Source organism: Enterobacter sp. HK169 (assembly GCF_001719105.1).
Taxonomy (GTDB): Bacteria; Pseudomonadota; Gammaproteobacteria; order Enterobacterales; family Enterobacteriaceae; genus Enterobacter; species Enterobacter asburiae_B.
The window spans coordinates 1,445,217-1,465,574 of sequence record NZ_CP017087.1 but is presented as its reverse complement, the minus strand read 5'-3'; the positions used below and the strand labels follow the sequence as shown (position 1 = coordinate 1,465,574).

The 20,358-nt window shown below is 56.0% G+C and carries 18 protein-coding genes; 11 read left to right on the top strand and 7 right to left on the bottom strand.

Annotated elements, in window-relative coordinates:
* Positions 1–153: 153 nt before the first annotated feature.
* Complete coding sequence (gene cirA, locus EnteroDNA1_RS06985; RefSeq protein WP_069303086.1) at positions 154–2,124, top strand: catecholate siderophore receptor CirA; 1,971 nt, start codon at positions 154–156, stop codon at positions 2,122–2,124.
* Positions 2,125–2,223: 99 nt separating this feature from the next.
* On the opposite strand, the gene fghA is transcribed toward cirA, so the two are convergent.
* On the bottom strand, positions 2,224–3,051 hold the full coding sequence (gene fghA, locus EnteroDNA1_RS06980; RefSeq protein ID WP_069303085.1) for an S-formylglutathione hydrolase: 828 nt from the start codon (positions 3,049–3,051) through the stop codon (positions 2,224–2,226).
* A gap of 138 nt (positions 3,052–3,189) precedes the next feature.
* Here fghA and EnteroDNA1_RS06975 point away from each other — a divergent pair, with 138 nt between their 5' ends.
* From EnteroDNA1_RS06975 to mglC, 7 genes are all read left to right on the top strand, one after another.
* On the top strand, positions 3,190–4,338 hold the full coding sequence (locus tag EnteroDNA1_RS06975) for a YbfB/YjiJ family MFS transporter (protein ID WP_069303084.1): 1,149 nt from the start codon (positions 3,190–3,192) through the stop codon (positions 4,336–4,338).
* A gap of 102 nt (positions 4,339–4,440) precedes the next feature.
* A complete protein-coding gene (gene folE / locus EnteroDNA1_RS06970; RefSeq protein ID WP_023312471.1) occupies positions 4,441–5,109 on the top strand; it encodes a GTP cyclohydrolase I FolE in 669 nt (222 codons plus the stop codon).
* A 19-nt stretch (positions 5,110–5,128) separates the two neighbouring features.
* A complete protein-coding gene (yeiB, locus tag EnteroDNA1_RS06965; protein WP_048979994.1) occupies positions 5,129–6,286 on the top strand; it encodes a DUF418 domain-containing protein YeiB in 1,158 nt (385 codons plus the stop codon).
* Between the two features lie 155 nt (positions 6,287–6,441).
* The gene (gene galS, locus EnteroDNA1_RS06960; protein ID WP_029740403.1) at positions 6,442–7,464 is read left to right on the top strand and encodes an HTH-type transcriptional regulator GalS; all 1,023 of its coding nucleotides are present in this window, start codon (positions 6,442–6,444) and stop codon (positions 7,462–7,464) included.
* A gap of 295 nt (positions 7,465–7,759) precedes the next feature.
* Positions 7,760–8,758, top strand: coding sequence for a galactose/glucose ABC transporter substrate-binding protein MglB (mglB, locus tag EnteroDNA1_RS06955; protein WP_023312468.1), 999 nt, complete (start codon positions 7,760–7,762; stop codon positions 8,756–8,758).
* Positions 8,759–8,837: 79 nt separating this feature from the next.
* Positions 8,838–10,358, top strand: a complete 1,521-nt coding sequence (mglA, locus tag EnteroDNA1_RS06950; RefSeq protein WP_023312467.1) for a galactose/methyl galactoside ABC transporter ATP-binding protein MglA — start codon at positions 8,838–8,840, stop codon at positions 10,356–10,358.
* Positions 10,359–10,373: 15 nt separating this feature from the next.
* Positions 10,374–11,384, top strand: a complete 1,011-nt coding sequence (mglC, locus tag EnteroDNA1_RS06945) for a galactose/methyl galactoside ABC transporter permease MglC (RefSeq protein WP_008500921.1) — start codon at positions 10,374–10,376, stop codon at positions 11,382–11,384.
* A gap of 50 nt (positions 11,385–11,434) precedes the next feature.
* On the opposite strand, the gene EnteroDNA1_RS06940 is transcribed toward mglC, so the two are convergent.
* From EnteroDNA1_RS06940 to EnteroDNA1_RS06915, 6 genes are all read right to left on the bottom strand, one after another.
* Complete coding sequence (locus tag EnteroDNA1_RS06940; RefSeq protein ID WP_069303083.1) at positions 11,435–12,823, bottom strand: glutamine synthetase family protein; 1,389 nt, start codon at positions 12,821–12,823, stop codon at positions 11,435–11,437.
* Between the two features lie 124 nt (positions 12,824–12,947).
* The gene (gene sanA / locus EnteroDNA1_RS06935; protein WP_008500918.1) at positions 12,948–13,664 is read right to left on the bottom strand and encodes an outer membrane permeability protein SanA; all 717 of its coding nucleotides are present in this window, start codon (positions 13,662–13,664) and stop codon (positions 12,948–12,950) included.
* A 126-nt stretch (positions 13,665–13,790) separates the two neighbouring features.
* Positions 13,791–14,675, bottom strand: coding sequence for a cytidine deaminase (cdd, locus tag EnteroDNA1_RS06930; protein ID WP_069303082.1), 885 nt, complete (start codon positions 14,673–14,675; stop codon positions 13,791–13,793).
* A 129-nt stretch (positions 14,676–14,804) separates the two neighbouring features.
* Positions 14,805–15,500 (bottom strand): CidB/LrgB family autolysis modulator, encoded by a 696-nt coding sequence (locus EnteroDNA1_RS06925; RefSeq protein ID WP_029740398.1) that lies wholly within the window; start codon positions 15,498–15,500, stop codon positions 14,805–14,807.
* Positions 15,497–15,892, bottom strand: coding sequence for a CidA/LrgA family protein (locus tag EnteroDNA1_RS06920; protein ID WP_023312463.1), 396 nt, complete (start codon positions 15,890–15,892; stop codon positions 15,497–15,499). Before EnteroDNA1_RS06920 ends, EnteroDNA1_RS06925 begins: the two co-directional genes overlap by 4 nt.
* Before the next feature lie 191 nt (positions 15,893–16,083).
* Positions 16,084–16,800 (bottom strand): type 1 glutamine amidotransferase, encoded by a 717-nt coding sequence (locus EnteroDNA1_RS06915; protein WP_069303081.1) that lies wholly within the window; start codon positions 16,798–16,800, stop codon positions 16,084–16,086.
* Positions 16,801–16,859: 59 nt separating this feature from the next.
* On the opposite strand from EnteroDNA1_RS06915, the gene EnteroDNA1_RS06910 reads away from it, so the two are divergent.
* The 3 genes from EnteroDNA1_RS06910 to EnteroDNA1_RS06900 all read left to right on the top strand — a co-directional run bounded on the left by EnteroDNA1_RS06910 (position 16,860) and on the right by EnteroDNA1_RS06900 (position 20,280).
* The gene (locus EnteroDNA1_RS06910) at positions 16,860–17,657 is read left to right on the top strand and encodes an AraC family transcriptional regulator (RefSeq protein ID WP_069303080.1); all 798 of its coding nucleotides are present in this window, start codon (positions 16,860–16,862) and stop codon (positions 17,655–17,657) included.
* A 41-nt stretch (positions 17,658–17,698) separates the two neighbouring features.
* Positions 17,699–18,631: a tRNA dihydrouridine(16) synthase DusC gene (gene dusC / locus EnteroDNA1_RS06905; protein WP_045888710.1), complete on the top strand. Its 933-nt coding sequence runs from the start codon at positions 17,699–17,701 to the stop codon at positions 18,629–18,631.
* Positions 18,632–18,933: 302 nt separating this feature from the next.
* Positions 18,934–20,280 (top strand): carbohydrate porin, encoded by a 1,347-nt coding sequence (locus EnteroDNA1_RS06900; protein ID WP_069303079.1) that lies wholly within the window; start codon positions 18,934–18,936, stop codon positions 20,278–20,280.
* Positions 20,281–20,358 lie beyond the last annotated feature (78 nt).

Sequence of the window (20,358 nt, the reverse complement as noted above, 5' to 3'; positions counted from 1 at the left end):
ATTTCTTAACAATTTAATTGATAATAATTATCGTTTGCTTTATCGTTATCAAAAATAAGCGTGTCACCGACCCACCTCAGATGTGGGCGGCAGGGAAGACGCTGTGAGCAATGATGATTTGATTTAGTTGTATTTACCTCATGGAGATATGGAATGTTTAGGTTGAATCCCTTCGTCAGGGGAGGACTTTGTGCGTCCGCAATGTCCCTGGCCCTGCCTGTTATCGCAGCGGAATCCGGCGACACAATGGTTGTAACGGCCTCCGCGACCGAGCAAAACCTGAAAGACGCCCCGGCAAGCATCAGCGTGATTACCCAGGAAGATTTGCAGCGCAAACCCGTTCAGAATCTGAAAGATGTGTTACGGGAGGTGCCGGGCGTTCAGCTCACGAGCGAAGGGGACAACCGTAAAGGGGTAAGTATTCGTGGACTGGACAGCAGCTATACGCTGATCCTGATCGACGGCAAGCGCGTTAACTCGCGTAACGCGGTATTCCGCCATAATGATTTCGACCTCAACTGGGTGCCGGTTGACGCCATCGAACGAATCGAAGTGGTGCGCGGACCGATGTCTTCTCTTTACGGTTCCGATGCGCTGGGCGGCGTGGTGAACATTATCACCAAAAAAATCGACCAGAAATGGACGGGCACCCTGAGCGCCGATTCCACGATTCAGGAGCACCGCGACCGTGGAGACACCTACAACGGTCAGTTCTATACCAGCGGTCCGCTGGTGGACGGTCTGCTGGGGCTGAAAGCCTACGGTAGCCTCGCGAAGCGTGAGAAAGACGGTCAGCAGAAGTCCTCTACCACGGCGAGCGGTGAAACGCCGCGCATTGAGGGCTTCACCAGCCGCGATGCGAATGTGGAGTTCGCCTGGACACCGTCTGAAAAGCACGACTTTACGGCGGGCTACGGTTTCGACCGTCAGGATCGCGACTCGGATTCCCTCGACAAAAACCGCCTTGAGCGTCAGAACTATTCTCTCAGCCACAACGGCCGTTGGGGCGTCGGCAACAGCGAGCTGAAGGTTTACGGCGAAAAGGTGGATAACAAAAACCCGGGCAACAGCAATCCGATCACCTCCGAGAGCAACGCGGTGGACGGGAAATACGTGCTGCCTCTGGGTGAAATCAACCAGCTGCTGACCTTCGGTGGGGAATGGCGTCACGATAAGCTGAAAGATCCGGTCAACCTGACGGGCGGTTCCAGCAGCAGTACCTCGACAAGCCAGTATGCCCTGTTCCTTGAAGATGAGTGGCGTCTCTTTGAACCTCTGGCGCTGACCACCGGCATCCGTATGGATGACCATGATACCTACGGTGACCACTGGAGCCCGCGAGCCTATCTGGTTTACAACGCGACCGATACCGTAACGGTGAAAGGGGGCTGGGCTACCGCGTTTAAAGCGCCGTCACTGCTCCAGCTGAGCCCGGACTGGGTCACCGGCTCGTGTCGCGGTGCCTGTGAGATTGTCGGTAACCCGGATCTGAAACCGGAAACCAGCGAAAGCTTCGAATTCGGTCTGTACTACAGCGGGGAAGAGGGCTGGTTAGAGGGCGTGCAGGCCAGCGTTACCACCTTCCAGAATAATGTGGATGATCGCATCAGCATCAGCCGTACGGCCAATGCAAAACAGGCCCAGGGTTACCCTAACTACGTTGGCCTGAATGCGGATGGTGAGCCGATTTTCCGCTACTACAACGTTAACAAGGCGCGCATCCGCGGGGTGGAGACCGAGCTGAAGCTCCCGCTGGCGGACGACTGGAAACTGACCCTGAACTACACCTACAACGACGGCCGTGACATCAGCAACGGCGGCAACAAGCCGCTGTCCGATCTGCCGTTCCACACCGCCAACGGTACCGTTGACTGGAAGGCGACGCAGGACTGGTCGTTCTACGTTCAGGGCAACTACACCGGTGAGAAACGCGCGCTGACCAGCAGTGCACCAACGCCGGGTGGCTATGTCATCTGGAATACCGGCGCCGCGTGGCAGGCGACGAAAAGCGTGAAGCTGCGCGCGGGCGTGCAGAACCTGCTGGATAAAGATCTGAGCCGCGACGATTACAGCTATACGGAAGATGGCCGTCGCTACTTTGTCGGTGTGGATTACAAGTTCTGATGTAACCTCTATGCCCGGTGGCGCTTCGCTTACCGGGCCTACAAAATCCGCGAACGTAGGCCGGGTAAGGCGAAGCCGCCACCCGGCAATCATCCGCACTTACGCGAACAAATGCTCCGCATGAAAGCGGAGATGATCCTCAATAAAGGACGCGATGAAGTAATAGCTGTGGTCATACCCCGGCTGAATGCGCAGCGTCAGCGGCCAGTCCTTCTGGCGTGCCGCTTCTGCGAGCACCGCAGGCTGTAGCTGCCCGGCGAGGAACTGATCCGCATCGCCCTGATCGACAAGCACCGGGATCGCATTTGCCGAGCTGCTGGCCAGCATCAGCGCACAGCTGTCCCATTCCTGCCATTTTGCTTCATCTTCACCCAGATAGTTCGTGAAGGCTTTCTGCCCCCACGGCACCTGCGTTGGGTTCACAATTGGCGCAAATGCCGACACGCTGACGTATTTTCCCGGATTTTTTAACGCCATGATCAGCGCCCCGTGACCGCCCATAGAATGTCCGCTGATGGCGCAGCGGTCGCTTACCGCAAACCCGGACTGAATCAGCGCGGGCAGCTCGTCGCGAATGTAGTCATACATACGGTAGTGGCCTGCCCACGGCTGCTCGGTCGCATTGAGATAAAACCCGGCGCCTTTACCCAGGTCGTATCCTGCATCGTCGGCCACATCATCGCCACGCGGGCTGGTATCAGGCATCACCAGCGCAATACCCAGCTCGGCGGCAAGTCGCTGCGCGCCCGCTTTGGTGGTGAAGTTTTCGTCGTTGCAGGTCAGGCCCGAAAGCCAGAACAGAACCGGCGGATTTTCCGTCGGCGGCAGGAAAATGCTGAACGTCATCGCACAGTTCAGGACGGTGGAATCATGCCGCCAGCGCTGCTGTCGACCTTCAAAACAACGGTGCTCTTCGAGCAGTTCCATGCAGGGCTCCTTAATGAGAATGCGTATTCATAAAAACCATAATACAGCCTTTTCATTGACCTGTGAGTAACTTTCACTTTCGCCAGACGGCGAGATGCTGCATCATAAATTTACTTTTCTTTAACAATTGGAGCGGTCATGGCGCTGCGTATTGCGCTCAGTGGATTTGTCGTTCTGGTGGTGGCGATGGGGATAGGGCGCTTTGCCTTTACGCCTCAGGTGCCGCTCATGATTGCTGCCGGGCAGCTTACGCTGACCAGCGCGGGTCTGGTGGCGGCGATGAATTATCTGGGCTATCTGGTGGGCGCATGGGATGCCATGCGCGCGCACCGCTTTGTGGAAACGCGCCTCTGGCTTGGCATCACCGGCGCGGTTGCGCTGACGCTGCTCTCCGCGGCGGCGGATAACGCCGTCGTGCACGGCCTGCTGCGCTTCGTGATTGGCTGCATGAGCGGCTGGTCGATGGTACTCATTGCCGCCTGGACCAACGAACGGCTGGGGCAGCTGGGTAAACCGGGCCTGAGCGCCGCCGTGTTTGCCGGGCCTGGGGCGGGCATTGCCCTGAGCGGGCTGCTCGCCGTCTATATCCAGGCGAAATCCCTTTCGGCCGGGGCGGCATGGCAAATCTACGGCGTGCTGGCGCTGGTGCTGATTGCGCTGGTGGCGCGCTACCTGCCGCGATCCGGGCAGCTCCATCGCCCCGGCACCGCGCCGGAGCCGCTGGTGCTGACGGCGGATTTAAAGCGCCTGGTCTGGAGCTACAGCCTGGCCGGGTTTGGCTATATCCTCCCGGCGACATTCCTGTCGCAAATGGCGGCGGTGCGTTTTCCCGGCAGCCTGTTCGCCCAGTTTGTCTGGCCGTTTTTTGGTATCGCCGCCGTGGTGGGCATTGCGCTCAGTATTCTTTTACGCCACACCTCAACGGCGAACCGCAGGCTGGCTATCGTGCTGTGGTTACAGGGGGCTGGCGTGCTGGCGGCCTGGCTGCTGCCGGGGATTGGCGGTTTGCTGACGGGCGGGCTGCTGGTGGGCGGCGGTTTTTTGTGTGCCGTGCAGCTCTCTCTTTTATACGGCCGCGAGCTGGCGCCAAACCATACGCGTTATATGGCAGGCCTGCTCACCACCGGGTATGCGATTGGTCAATTGATTGGCCCGATGACCTCGGCGTTATCAACCTGGCTTACCCACCGGCTGGAGCCCGCGCTGGGTCTGGCGGGCGTTGCGCTGTTCGTCGGCGGAGCGCTGGTCTGGAATCGTCACGCTGAAAGGCAACAGCAATTGCAATAATTATCGTCGTGAATACTGGATTATGTGCGCCGCCTCACGCACAATGAGCGCATACTTTTGCCACAACGAGGGCAAAAGACGCCACACCTGCAGGAGAACAAAATGTCATCACTCAGTAAAGAAGCTGCCCTGGTCCACGAAGCCCTGGTTGCGCGCGGTCTTGAAACGCCACTGCGTCCGCCCGTACAGGATTTGGACAATGAAACCCGCAAGCGTCTGATTGCCGGTCATATGACCGAGATCATGGAGCTGCTGAATCTCGATCTGAGTGACGACAGTCTGATGGAGACGCCGCACCGCATCGCGAAAATGTACGTCGACGAAATTTTCTCCGGGCTGGATTACGCCAACTTCCCGAAAATCACCGTCATTGAAAACAAGATGAAAGTGGACGAGATGGTGACGGTACGCGATATCACGCTGACCAGCACCTGCGAACACCACTTCGTGACCATCGACGGTAAAGCGACCGTGGCGTATATCCCAAAAGATACGGTGATTGGCCTGTCGAAAATCAACCGCATCGTGCAGTTCTTTGCTCAGCGTCCGCAGGTGCAGGAGCGTCTGACGCAGCAGATCCTGACCGCGCTGCAAACGCTGCTGGGCACCAATAACGTGGCCGTCTCTATCGACGCGGTTCACTACTGCGTGAAGGCGCGCGGCGTGCGTGATGCGACCAGTGCAACGACCACCACGTCGCTGGGCGGCCTGTTTAAATCGAGCCAGAATACCCGCCAGGAGTTCCTGCGCGCCGTACGTCACCACAACTAAGTCTTACAGGGCAGGAACCATGGAGCGAAACGTCACGCTCGATTTTGTTCGCGGCGTCGCCATTCTCGGTATCCTGCTGCTTAATATCAGCGCCTTCGGCCTGCCGAAGGCGGCTTATCTCAATCCTGCCTGGTATGGCGACATCACGCGCAGTGATGCCTGGACCTGGGCTGTCCTCGATCTCTTCGCGCAGGTTAAATTCCTCACGCTGTTTGCCCTGCTGTTTGGTGCAGGTCTGCAACTCCTCCTCAAACGCGGTACGCGCTGGATCCAGTCGCGCCTGACGCTGCTGGTTCTCCTCGGCTTTATCCACGGGCTGTTCTTTTGGGACGGCGATATTCTTCTCGCGTATGGACTAGTCGGGCTGATCTGCTGGCGTCTGATTCGCGATGCGCACAGCGTAAAAAGCCTGTTTAACACCGGCGTGATGCTCTATGTCATGGGGCTTGGGGTCCTGCTGCTGCTGGGGATGATCTCCGGCGAGGCGACGAACCGTTCCTGGATACCGGATGCCGCTAACCTGCAGTACGAACAGTACTGGAAGCTGAAGGGCGGTACGGAAGCGATAAGCAACCGCGCGGATATGCTGGGGGATAACCTCCTTGCGCTGGGCGCGCAATACGGCTGGCAGCTGGCGGGCATGATGCTGATGGGGGCGTCACTGATGCGCACCGGCTGGCTGAAAGGGGAGTTCAGCCTGCGTCACTATCGGCGAACGGGTGTCGGGCTGGTGCTGATCGGCGTGCTGATTAACCTCCCGGCGATAATCACGCAGTGGCACATCCACTGGGATTACCGCTGGTGCGCGTTCCTGCTCCAGGTGCCGCGCGAACTGAGCGCGCCGTTCCAGACCATCGGATACGCGGCGCTGATCTATGGCTACTGGCCAACGCTTTCCCGCCTGTGGATCGTCAGCGCTATCGCCTGCGTGGGCCGCATGGCGTTGAGCAATTACCTGCTACAAACGCTGATATGCACCACGCTTTTCTATCGCTTTGGCCTGTTTATGAAATTCGACCGCCTCACGCTGCTGGCGTTTGTTATTCCGGTCTGGGTGATTAACCTGGCGTTTTCTGTTCTCTGGCTACGCTATTTCCGCCAGGGACCGCTGGAGTGGGTGTGGCGTCAGTTAACCGCACATGCTTCAGGGGTATCATTGAGGAACACATCCAGATAACGATCTGGATCACAATCATTAACAAAACGGATGTAAGCGTTTTCATGAGTGTGAGCTTCTTCACGTAGTCCCCTTTCTCTCGCTGCCAAAATAGCCACCTTGCTAAACACAGGGGGTGTCTGTGAGTTGCTGCAATCCTTTGAAGGATGGTGAATATGATCACCATTCGTGACGTCGCCCGTCAGGCGGGCGTTTCTGTGGCTACCGTCTCACGCGTGCTGAACAATAGCGCGCTGGTCAGCCCTGAAACCCGTGAAACCGTAATGAAAGCCGTGACCCAGCTCGGGTACCGGCCAAATGCCAATGCCCAGGCGCTTGCGACGCAGGTCAGCGACACCATCGGCGTGGTGGTGATGGATGTATCGGATGCCTTTTTCGGCGCGCTGGTCAAAGCGGTCGACGTGGTCGCCCAGCAGCATCAGAAATATGTCCTGATCGGCAATAGCTATCATGAGGCGGAAAAGGAACGCCATGCCATCGAAGTGCTGATCCGCCAGCGCTGTAACGCCTTGATTGTCCATTCAAAAGCCTTGAGCGATGAAGAGCTAACCGGCTTTATGGATCAGATCCCGGGCATGGTGTTGATCAACCGCATCGTCCCCGGCTATGCCCATCGCTGCGTCGGGCTGGATAACGTCAGCGGCGCCATGATGGCGACGAAAATGCTCATCAACAACGGGCATCAGCGGATCGGCTATCTGGCCTCCAGCCATCATATTGAAGATGACGACCTGCGGCGCGAGGGGTGGCAAAACGCCCTGAAAGAGCACGGCATTACGCCGTCAGAAAGCTGGACAGGCACAGGTACACCGGACATGCAGGGCGGTGAGGCGGCAATGGTCGAGCTGCTGGGCCGCAACCTGCAGCTTACTGCAGTGTTTGCCTATAACGACAGCATGGCGGCAGGGGCCCTGACGGCGCTGAAAGATAACGGCATTGCGGTGCCACAGCATTTATCACTCATTGGTTTTGATGATATTCCGATTGCCCGTTACACCGACCCGCAGCTGACAACGGTGCGTTACCCCATTGCTTCTATGGCGAAACTGGCGACTGAGCTGGCGTTACAGGGGGCGGCAGGGCTGCTGGATCCGGGCGCAACACACTGTTTCATGCCGACTTTAGTGCGTCGGCACTCCGTCGCGGCCCGACAAATTGTGGTTCCGATCACTAACTGATTACATCAGGTGATGTAACCGTTTTCAATCTGTGAGTAAATTCACAGTATCTTAACAAGGCGCTGACTATGATGTCAGCGTTTTAGGGGCTGAAAAGCTATGTAACGGTGATTATTCACTTTCACTATAGCCAATGTGCCGCAAACAACGAATAAAACGCATTTCTGGAGCGTTACCGAACACGGAAGAAAGAAATTTTATAAGTGAACTTCGGCTGTCAGTAACGTTTTATTAACACCTGCCCGCCGATCGTTATTCACAAGAACTACCCTGCATAAAAAAAACCGGAGATACCATGAATAAGAAGGTGTTGACCCTGTCTGCCGTAATGGCAAGCATGCTTTTTGGTGCAGCAGCGCACGCTGCGGATACCCGTATTGGTGTGACCATCTATAAATACGACGACAACTTCATGTCTGTTGTACGTAAAGCGATTGAGAAAGATGCGAAAGCAGCGCCAGACGTTCAGCTGCTGATGAACGACTCCCAGAACGACCAGTCCAAACAGAACGACCAGATCGACGTTCTGCTGGCGAAAGGCGTGAAAGCCCTGGCCATCAACCTGGTTGACCCGGCTGCAGCAGGCACGGTTATTGAAAAAGCGCGCGGCCAGAACGTGCCAATCGTCTTCTTCAACAAAGAACCTTCCCGTAAAGCGCTGGATAGCTACGACAAAGCGTATTACGTCGGTACCGACTCCAAAGAGTCCGGTATTATTCAGGGCGATCTGATCGCGAAACACTGGGCGGCGAACCCGAACTGGGACCTGAACAAAGACGGTCAGATTCAGTTCGTGCTGCTGAAAGGCGAACCCGGCCACCCGGATGCTGAAGCCCGTACCACCTACGTTATCAAAGAGCTGAACGACAAGGGTCTGAAAACCCAGCAGCTGGCGTTAGATACCGCGATGTGGGATACCGCTCAGGCGAAAGATAAGATGGACGCGTGGCTGTCCGGCCCTAACGCGAACAAAATCGAAGTGGTTATCGCCAACAACGATGCGATGGCAATGGGTGCGGTAGAAGCGCTGAAAGCGCACAACAAATCCTCCATTCCTGTGTTCGGCGTGGATGCGCTGCCAGAAGCGCTGGCGCTGGTTAAATCCGGTGCGATGGCCGGTACCGTTCTGAACGATGCCAACAACCAGGCGAAAGCCACCTTCGATCTGGCGAAAAACCTGGCCGATGGCAAAGGCGCGGCTGATGGCACCAGCTGGAAAATTGAAAACAAAATCGTTCGCGTACCTTACGTGGGCGTAGACCAGTCCAACCTGGCTGAGTTTATCGGTAAATAAGTTAGCGGTACTGTCTCCACTGGGCGCAATTCGTTGCGCCCTTTTATAACGCGATATGCGAGGCCAACAAGGTATAATTATGGTCAGCACAAATACTCAGTCATCCGGTGAATACCTGTTGGAAATGAGCGGTATCAACAAGTCATTTCCCGGCGTTAAGGCACTCGATAATGTTAATTTAAAAGTTCGTCCTCACTCTATTCATGCCCTGATGGGGGAGAACGGTGCGGGTAAATCAACATTATTAAAATGTCTTTTTGGGATCTATCAAAAAGATTCTGGCAGCATTCTTTTTCAGGGGAAAGAGATCGATTTCCATTCAGCGAAAGAAGCACTGGAAAACGGTATCTCGATGGTTCACCAGGAATTAAACCTGGTGCTGCAGCGTTCAGTCATGGATAACATGTGGTTGGGGCGTTATCCAACCAAGGGTGTCTTTGTCGATCAGGACAAAATGTATCGCGACACCAAAGCGATTTTTGATGAGCTGGATATTGATATCGACCCGCGCGCCCGCGTGGGAACATTATCCGTCTCCCAGATGCAGATGATCGAAATCGCCAAAGCGTTCTCCTATGATGCGAAAATCGTCATCATGGACGAACCGACATCGTCATTAACGGAAAAAGAGGTTAATCACCTTTTTACCATTATTCGTAAGCTAAAAGATCGCGGCTGCGGCATTGTGTATATCTCCCACAAAATGGAAGAGATCTTCCAGCTGTGCGATGAGATTACCATCCTGCGCGACGGTCAGTGGATTGCCACGCAGCCGCTGGAAGGGCTGGACATGGACAAGATCATCGCCATGATGGTCGGCCGTTCCCTTAACCAGCGCTTCCCGGACAAAGAAAACAAGCCGGGCGAAGTGATCCTGGAAGTACGTAATCTGACCTCGTTACGCCAGCCGTCTATTCGCGATGTCTCCTTCGACCTGCACAAGGGCGAAATCCTGGGGATTGCCGGTCTGGTCGGGGCAAAACGTACCGATATCGTGGAAACCCTGTTCGGTATCCGTGAGAAAGCCGAAGGCACTATTACGCTGCACGGTAAGAAAATTAACAACCACAACGCCAACGAAGCCATTAATAATGGTTTTGCGCTGGTGACGGAAGAGCGTCGTTCAACCGGTATTTATGCCTATCTGGATATTAACTTTAACTCGTTAATTTCTAACATTCGCAATTACAAAAACAAAGTCGGGCTGCTGGATAACTCCCGCATGAAGAGCGATACCCAATGGGTTATTGACTCCATGCGCGTGAAAACGCCGGGACACCGCACCCAAATTGGTTCGCTGTCAGGCGGTAACCAGCAGAAAGTCATTATTGGACGTTGGTTATTAACCCAGCCAGAAATTCTGATGCTGGATGAACCGACCCGCGGTATTGACGTCGGCGCGAAGTTTGAAATTTATCAGCTGATTGCCGAGCTGGCGAAAAAGAATAAAGGGATCATTATTATTTCTTCCGAAATGCCGGAATTGTTAGGGATCACGGATCGTATTCTGGTTATGAGCAATGGTCTCGTTGCCGGTATTGTTGACACCAAAACGACAACGCAAAACGAAATTTTGCGTCTTGCGTCTTTGCACCTTTAAGATCAGGGGCTCCTCATGAGTGCGTTAAATAAAAAAAGTTTTCTCACTTACCTGAAAGAAGGCGGTATTTACGTTGTTCTTTTAGTACTGCTGGCTATCATCATTTTCCAGGACCCTACGTTCTTAAGCCTGCTGAACCTGAGTAACATTCTGACCCAGTCCTCCGTGCGTATTATTATTGCGCTGGGCGTGGCGGGCCTGATCGTAACCCAGGGGACGGACCTTTCTGCCGGTCGCCAGGTGGGTCTGGCGGCGGTTATCGCGGCAACCCTGCTGCAGTCGATGGAAAACGCCAACAAGGTCTTCCCGGAAATGGCCACCATGCCGATTTTCGTGGTGATCCTGATTGTCTGCGCCATCGGTGCGGTGATTGGTCTGATCAACGGTATCATTATCGCCTACCTGAACGTGACGCCGTTTATCACCACGCTGGGTACGATGATCATCGTTTACGGTATCAACTCCCTGTACTACGACTTTGTCGGTGCTTCCCCCATCTCGGGTTTTGACAGCGGCTTCTCGACCTTTACGCAAGGGTTCATCGCGCTGGGCAGCTTCCGCCTGTCGTATATCACCTTCTATGCGCTGATTGCGGTGGCCTTCGTCTGGATCCTGTGGAACAAAACGCGCTTTGGTAAAAACATCTTCGCTATCGGCGGTAACCCGGAAGCGGCGAAAGTCTCCGGCGTGAACGTTGCCCTGAACCTTCTCATCATTTATGCCCTGTCCGGCGTGTTCTACGCCTTCGGCGGGATGCTGGAAGCGGGCCGTATCGGCTCTGCAACCAACAACCTCGGCTTCATGTACGAGCTGGATGCAATCGCAGCCTGCGTGGTGGGCGGCGTCTCCTTCAGCGGCGGCGTGGGTACGGTACTGGGCGTGGTGACCGGTGTGATCATCTTCACCGTCATCAACTACGGCTTGACCTATATCGGCGTGAACCCGTACTGGCAGTACATCATCAAAGGCGCCATCATTATCTTCGCGGTCGCGCTGGATTCACTCAAGTACGCGCGTAAGAAGTAATTCCTCCTCGCGTTATCCGGCCCGCTCATCGAGCGGGCTTTTTTTATGCCCTACGCCAGATGCGACTCCTCCCGGGTCACAATGCGCTCAAACCAGTCGAGTTCAGAGAGCTTGCAGGCGACCCACTGCTCGGAAAAGGCGTCGCCCAGGCTGTCGGTGAGGTATTGACAGCGGGCAAAGGTCTCAATCGCCTCCTGCTGAAACAGCGGCAGCTCGGGACGATCGTGCTGCGGTTCGGGCAAATCCTCGTCGTCGGTGTTTTCCAGCCCGTACAGCATGCCGGTCAGGATCGTGGCGGCGACCAGATAGGGATTGGCATCGGCCCCGGCCAGCCGGTACTCGATACGACGGTTGTGGTCATCCGAGCAGGGAATACGCAGGGCGGCGGAACGGGTGTTATAGCCCCAGGAGTTAAATACGGGCTCCGTCAGGTTTTTACGCAGGCGACGAAACGCGTTGACGCCCGGCGCAAGAATGGCGACGGAGGCGGGCATCAGCGCCAGCTGCCCCGCGATGCACAAACGCATCATGCTGTTAAGCGCGTTCACCGGGGAAGCAAAGACGTTTTCGCCGTGACGATTGTTCAGGCTGAAATGGAAGTGCAGGCCGCTGCCGGACAGCTGGCTGAAAGGTTTAGCCATAAAGTTGGCCTGCAGGCCGTGCTTTTCGGCAACGTATCGGGTCAGGCGACGAAGCGCCAGCACGTTATCGCAGACCTCAACGACGCGATGGCTGTGCTTCAGGTTTAATTCGTACTGACCGGACTCGGCTTCCGCCACGATCCCGCACATCGGGATGCGCTGAAGGTGCGCCAGCTGTTCCAGCTCGTCAAACAGTGCCGCATGGGCCGTCGTAGTATCCATGTGAAAACAGCCCTGATTTTGCGGATCCCGATCGTCATGCCCCGTCAGATAGAACTCGATTTCCGGGGCAATCACCGGGAAGAGGCCGTGCTGGTGGAAGCGGGCCAGCACGTTCTGCAGTATCACGCGCGGCTCAAGCGGGCAGGGGGTGTCGTCGCTGTCTTTCATCGTCAGCAGGATCTGCGCGTTGTGCTGCGGATCTTGCGGGCAGGGGCGCAGGGAGCCGGCGACAGGAACGCAGAGTCGGTCCGGCTCATCATGCAGCGGGGCGGCGATTTTTCCTTTCTGATCCATCGAGTAGACCGAAAGGGGAAAATAACAGCCTTTTTCCAGGCTCAGCATGCTCTCCACCGACAGACGCTTGCCGCGCATCGTGCCGTTGATATCGTTCAGGTAAACGTCAATGTGTTTCGTCTGGGGGTAGCGTTCCAGATAATCTGCCACTTCCACTGAAATGTTGTGCTGCAGGGCGTCAATTTTTTCATCAAGCCAGAGACCGGAATTGAGTGCGCCAGGAAGTGATAAACCGGGAAAGTTAAAATACGGGCGGAGACTTTTGAGGAAAAACGCATTCATTATTGAGTTCATAGTCATTCTTCAACGAAGCCGTAGCGGCAGTGAACTCAGCTTAAAAGAGCCGACGTAAAGGGGGGATAAAAAGCGTCAGGCCCGGCGTAAAGAAAGTATAAAGGCGGTCCTGTTATTTTTCCTTTTTCTGCATATCCAGCAGCTGCTCGGGCGTGACGGCCGGGTAACCCTGCGCGTCTTCCGGCACTTCGTGCATCGCCGGAATCGGAACCAGCGGGCCTAAAAAGCGCGGTTCGCGTTTGAAGATATACAGATCGGCCAGGGCGCCAAAACGGGCGCCGAACTCGCGCACGCGCACGCTCAGCATATCTTTTGGCGACGGCACCGCGTAACACTGCGCCTGAATGCCCATATGCAGCGCGATAAACAGCGCGCGCTCGCAGTGGAAGCGCTGGGTAATGATGATGAAGTCGTTGGTATCGAAGACTTTACGCGTGCGCACGATGGAGTCCAGGGTGCGGAATCCGGCGTAGTCGAGCACGATATCGGCAGGATCCACGCCCGCGGCAATCAGGTCCTTCCGCATCGTCACCGGTTCATTGTAGCTTTGCAGCGCGTTATCGCCGCTCAGCAGCAGGTAGTTCACCTTGCCGCTGTTGTAGGCGTTCAGCGCGCCCTGAATGCGGTAACGGTAATACTGGTTGATCACGCCGGTGCGGTAATACTTGGCGGTGCCGAGCACCACGCCAACCTGACGATAGGGCAGGTCCTGCAGGTCATCAAAGATGTAGGGGGCGGTTTTCCAGCTCATCCAGCGATCGAGACCCAGCACGATCAACAGCAGTATGCCGACCAGGACAGACAGGCTGTAAAAAACGCGCTTTAACATGGAGATGGCTCGTTCGTGGATGAAATTTAACTCAGGCTACTTTACCCGCCTGGTTAGCGCAAGAAACAGCGACTCAACTGAGGGGTTTTTCAGCAAACTGGCGGGCATTTCTGCCCGCCGGAAGGATTACGCAAGCAGTACGCGGTCAATCGTCGTGCAGCCCAGCGCTTTAAGCGTCGCGGCGGTCGCATCCCACTGAATCAGCGGCGCATCGGCAATTTCTGCCAGAATAGCGCGCTGAATGTCCGGATAGTCATAGCCGTTCAGGCTCAGCAGGTTAAGCGCGCCCTGCAGCGGAGGCAGAGTTGGGTTAAACGCGGCGTTTTCCGCGTAGCTGCCGCTAAAGATCCGGCCATCGCGGCACTGCAGCGCCACGCCGCTCGGAGACTTGCTGTACGGCGTGTGGCTTTTGTTGGCCGCGCGAATGGCCGCCTGGCTCAGGTCATCGCCGGACAGGGCGTAACCGTGGTCCTGCTCGTCCATCAGCAGCGTTTTGATCTCCAGATCTTTCGGGCCAAACGCGTCAGGCAGATAATCCCCCAGCGTGTGCGGCGCGCGGCCCGGCAGGTTGATGCGCAGCTGCAGCCCGCTGTTCAGCTCGTTCATAAACTGACGGCAGTGGCCGCAGGGGGTGTAGTTAACGGTAATGGCGCTCAGGGCTTTTTCACCGCGCAGCCAGGCGTGGCTGATGGCGCTCTGCTCGGCGTGAACCGTTTGCTGCATGGTCGCGCCCAGGAACTCCATATTGCCGCCGAAGTACCAGGTTCCGCTGACGCCGCGCGCAATGGCCCCGACGTTAAAGTGGGAGAGATCGGCCCGCGCGCAGGCGGCAGCCAGAGGAAGCAGTGCGAAAGCCAGCGCGTCTTCGTCCAGTCCCGTTGCTTGTTTCAGCATCGTGACCTGCTCCGTGGTCAGCAGGGCGGGGAAGTGTGCATCTGCCAGAACGGGAGCCAGGGCTGACTGCAAATTCTCTGCAAGCTGGGCGAAAGCAGCTTGAAAACGTGGGTGCATGGCGTTTGCCTCATAAAGGTTAATGGATCGGTAGTTTACGGAGCCGTCAGGGCTTTATATGTGATCCACTTCTCATTATGTTTGCAACTTATGAAATCAAAATGAAATTTGCGCGACGCATCGCAAATTTTAGCCCATCACCGCCAGAATCAGCGGGAAAATGAACGGGGCCAGCAGGGAGGTGATAATCCCGCAGATCACCAGCGCCAGGGAGCTAAACGCCCCTTCCTGATAATCCAGCTCCGCGCAGCGGGCGGTGCCCAGGGCGTGGGAAGCTGTTCCCATCGACAGCCCCCGTGCCGCTTTAGTGTGAATACGCATCCCGTTCAGCAGGGTGTGACCAAACACCGCACCCAGAATACCGACGAAAATGACGCACATCGCGCTGATGGCCGGGATCCCGCCGAGGCTGCCGCCGACCGCCATCGCGATAGGCGTGGTCACCGATTTAGGCAGGATAGAGGCGGCAATTTGCGGGGAGGCCCCCATCAACAGCGCCACCGACGTGCCGGTGATCATCGCCACCAGGCTGCCCACAAAACAGATGGTAATGATGGATTTCCAGCGGGCGCGGATCTGATGGAGCTGCTCGTATAAAGGAAAGGCGAGCGCCACAACGGCAGGCTGCAGCAGGTCGTTTAAAATTTTGCTGCCGGCAAAGTAGCGTTCGTAGGGAATGCCGGTGAGCAGCAGGAACGGAATAATCACCACCATCGCCACCAGCAGCGGGTTCAGCAACGGCATTTTGAAGCGTGCGGCAAGCTTGCGCGCGGCGAAGAACACCGCCAGCGTTAACGGCAGCGACCACCAGATATTGGCCATCATTTTTTTGTTTTCTCCCCGACCACGTTACGTTCGCCATGCACCAGATGTGAACTCCAGCTCACCACAAGGAAAACCACCAGCGTACTGACCGCGCAGGAGACCACAATCGGGCCGAACTGGGCCTTGAGCAAATCAAAATACTGCATGACCCCGACGCCGATGGGCACGAAAAGCAGCGCCATATAGCGAATAAGGACGAAGCAGCCGGGGTTGACCCATTTTGCGGGCAGGATTTGCAGCGCCAGCAAAACAAAGAGGATCAGCATACCGATAATGCTGCCGGGAATGACGATCGGCAGCAGCGACGCGATGAAAATCCCGGCGTACAGGCAGGCGTAAATCAGGACGAATGCGCGCAGATATTGCCAGATAATGTTCAATGATTTGCTCATGGTGATAGTCCTTGCTGAAACGCATTCATCATACAATTAAACCTAAAAATGTGCCACGGATCACATCATGAAATTTGAGCATACCAGACATTCCAGAATGGAACGTCTGGTATCACCGCACAGGGGCAGGCTACAGTTTAGAGGAAAGGGCGTGCGGTGGCGAAGTGACGAGCCAGAGAAATGCCTCTGAGTCAGGCCTCGCGTTGGGCGGCGAGTTTATCCAGAAAAGAAAACAGCACCTGATTCATTTCGCGATAATCATGCGAGCGAAGTTTTTCCGCCGTTTCGACAAAACGAAATTCAGCCGCGCGGCGGAGATCGTTCTGCGAATGTTCAATCAGCAGCTCAACCACCTCTGGCGTCAGTTCCATATGACACTGAAAACCGTAAATTCGTTCGCCATATTGCACGATCTGACGGGGGCAGCCCTCGCTGTAAGCCAGCACCTTAGCCTGCGGCGTCAACCCTGGCATGTCGTTATGCCAGTGACCGACGTTCAGCTCGTGGCCAAAATCCTCAAACAGCGGGTTCGCCTTGCCTGCCTCTGTGAGCCTGACGGGAAATGTGCCGATCTCTTTTTCCGGGCTATGGCAAAACGCGGCGCCCAGCGCTTCACCGATAAGCTGCGAGCCCAGACAAACGCCAATCACCGTTTTACCTGCCTCAATTGCGCGGCTGATGAGTGCCTTTTCCGCCTGCGCATCAAACCATGGGCACTCCTCAAGCGCGGTGGCAGGTGACTGCGGGCCTCCCATGATGATAAGCAAGTCTGTGCTCTGCAGATCCTCGGGTAACGGATCGCCCTGATAAACTCTGGAGTAGCTCATACTACAGCCGCGGTTTTTCCCCCAGACTTCATATGCGCCTGGCGCTTCGAAATGTTCATGAATGATAAAATGAATGTGCATTGCGTCTCTCTCCGGTTACGTGTACAAGCAGCATCATAAGAGGAAGGGAGGAATGTAAAATGCCAACCGTTATCGATAAAACGCCAATTCACGACGATGCCATCGGATGGTCCAGAGGGGCAATTAGCTATACGCGCGGCGAAGTGGATCCCCCTCACCGGCATCCACAGGGGCAGCTTTTGTTTGCCATCAAAGGGGTGATGCTGGTCGAAACCGGCAATAAGCGTTGGGTCATACCGCCACAGCGCGCGCTGTGGATCCCTCCCTTTCAGGAACACACCTACAGCGTGTTATCCGCAACGGAGCTCCGCGCGGTCTGGTTTAGCCCCACGCTGATATCGCAATGCCGATCTTTTAAACGGAAAGAAGAGGTTCACGTGATTATGGCGACGGCGCTGTTCAAAGAGCTGATTGCCGGGCTGTTCAGTGCGCAATACCGGCCAGCCAGCCAGCGAAGCATGGCCGTTTTGCTGCTCGAAATCCTCAGCGAGGCGCAGCAGATTTCGGCCGAATTACCGATGCCCGTGGATGAGCGGTTACATCGCGTTGCCTGTGACATCATTGCCAGCAATCTCTGGGATGTTTCGATGGAAAGGCTGGCGGAACAGGCCGCGATGTCTGAACGCACATTCTCACGCGCCTTTATCAAAGATACCGGCTTTAGCTTCCGGGCCTGGCGACAGCGCGCAAGGATTTGTGCCTCGCTGGATCTGCTCGCCAACGGATACCCGGTTAAGCAGGTGGCCTGGATGCTGGGGTTTTCTGGCCCGGCGGCATTTGCGGCGGCGTTTCGCGCCATTGTGGGGGCAACGCCGGCTGACTTTCTCCCTGAACAGAAGCGCTTCCCAGCGATATAGAGAGCGGCTACTATAGCGCGTCTTTTTTCACAGGTACTGCTATGCGTGTTTTACTGGCCCCAATGGAAGGCGTGCTCGACTCCCTCGTGCGCGAGCTTCTGACCGAGGTGAACGATTACGATCTCTGCGTGACGGAATTTCTGCGCGTGGTCGATATGCTGTTGCCGGTAAAATCCTTCTTCCGCCTGTGCCCCGAGCTGCACAACCAGAGCCGGACCTCTTCCGGCACGCTGGTGCGTATTCAGCTGCTCGGCCAGTATCCCGAATGGCTGGCGGAAAACGCCGCCCGCGCGGTTGAGCTGGGCTCTTACGGGGTGGATCTCAACTGCGGCTGCCCGTCGAAGCTGGTGAACGGCAGCGGCGGCGGGGCGACGTTGCTGAAAGATCCTGAGCTGATTTACCGCGGCGCGAAAGCCATGCGTGAGGCCGTGCCTTCGCATTTGCCGGTGACGGTGAAGGTGCGCCTGGGCTGGGACAGCGACGCGCGGCAGTTTGAAATCGCCGATGCGGTGCAGCAGGCCGGGGCTACCGAGCTGGTGGTGCATGGCCGCACCAAAGAAGATGGCTACAAGGCCGAGCGCATTAACTGGCAGGCGATCGGTGAGATCCGCAAGCGCCTCACCATTCCGGTCATCGCCAACGGTGAAATCTGGGACTACGAGAGCGCGCAGGCCTGTCTGAAGGCCACCGGCTGCGATGCGGTGATGATCGGTCGCGGCGCCCTGAATGTGCCGAACCTCAGCCGGGTGGTGAAATATAACGAGCCGCGAATGCCGTGGGCAGACGTCGTTACGCTGCTGCAAAAATACAGCCGACTGGAAAAGCAGGGCGACACCGGTTTGTATCACGTCGCGCGAATTAAACAGTGGCTGAGCTATTTACGCAAAGAGTACGATGAAGCGCTGGGATTATTTCAGGAAATTCGGACATTGCAGACTTCGTCTGATATTGCCCGGGTAATTCAGTCAAAATAATAAGCGTTAAATTGCTCACACTTTTTTAAACCAGAAAACCGTTCTGGTTTTCAACGTGGCGCGACGGTGTTAAGGTGCCACTGTTTTCAACGCAGGATTGTTACTGGTTAACAGGCAAAACCTAAGCGTTTCACAGCATTTTCGCTGTGGAGCGCTTAGGTTTTTTTTTGCCTCTCGTTTACGCAGGAGAGAAATTTGGCTTAGCGCTTTTTACTGATTTTAAAAAAATGAAATATCGACAGGAAATAGAAAAATTTCCTGCGACCGGTTACGCACAAAATACTCAATCACAGGTTGTTATCATGGCATATAAAAATAAACTCTATGCGCTCGCCTTATTGACGATATCCCCGCTGTCGGTGGCGCAGGACTGGAACGGAACGGTATTAGGCTTTGAAGCTCCTCCGGAGCCTGTTCTGGGCGAAATGCTCGGCATACGTAAAATCCTCAACCATAACGGTTTTACCTATAACCTCGGATATCTGAATGAAATTGGCTGGAACGGAGGCGGTGGCTATAACCACGACTCCCACGTGGCCTATATCGACCAGTTTGCGCTGACCTTCAGCCAGGATCTTGAGCGCTGGACCGGTATCCCGGATGCGCGTATCGAAGGGAACATCGTCAACCGTAACCACAATGACGACCTCACCACCAAACGCGTGCAGGACCCTCGCGTCAACTTTAACGACCTGACCCAGGAGAGCTGGGGCGGGCAGTCGATTACCCGTCTGGGCTGGCTGACCTTTGCCCGCAGCTTTGACGACCGGCGTCTGACCTGGCGCATCGGGATGATGAACAAGGTGCAGACCTTCGATCAAATCATCCCCTGTGATTTCCAGCTCCTGTCGCAGTGCGGCGGGAAGTCAGCCAACTCGCTGACGTGGAACAACTGGAACGTTCACACCTGGGGCACCACGCTTGCCTATAAATTAACGCCGACGCTGACCTTAAAAGGTGGCGTGATGGAGCAAAATCCCGAGGCCTCCAGCCGCAGCCACGCGTGGAGCTGGTCGACGAAGGGCAGCAAAGGGGTTTTACTGCCGGTTGAAATCGAAGCGCGTCCGCTGATTAACGGCCTGCCGGGGGCGTATAACCTGGGCGTGGTGTTTACCAACGCGCCGCAAACCGATCTCTATCGCGGCAAATCCGGCGGGGCGGGCGCGACGGACCCGAACGGCTTTGATACCCACAGCCGGACCTGGTTCATGTACGCCGGGCTGAACCAGCAGCTTACGCAGCATCAGGATGACCCGAATCGCGGGTTGAGCACCTCTTTCAGCATGAGCCTTGCGGATCAGAGTACCAACTACATGCACCAGGTTTACGCCGCCTCGCTGCGCTACCGCGGGCTGTTTGACGCGCGGCCGGAAGACTGGATTGGCTTCGGGCTAACCTGGATTGATATGAGCAGCCAGTACGCCCGCAACCAGCGCTATATGAACAGCCTGAGCGGCGTGTCGGACTATAACGATCCGGCGTATCACCCGGAGCCAGGCCACTCCCTGAACGGTGAGTTTTATTATCGCTTCCGTCCGGTGTCGTGGCTGGAGCTGCAGCCGGGCATTCAGTACTGGCACCATCCCGGCGGGGTCAGTCGCACCCAGGATGCCTGGGTTACCGAGCTGAAAACGGTGGTGAGCTTCTGATATCACCGTAGCAAGTTCGATCCGCGTCACGTTTCTGACGCGTGATGCATTGAGGCTATGAATGAAACTGATAGAGTG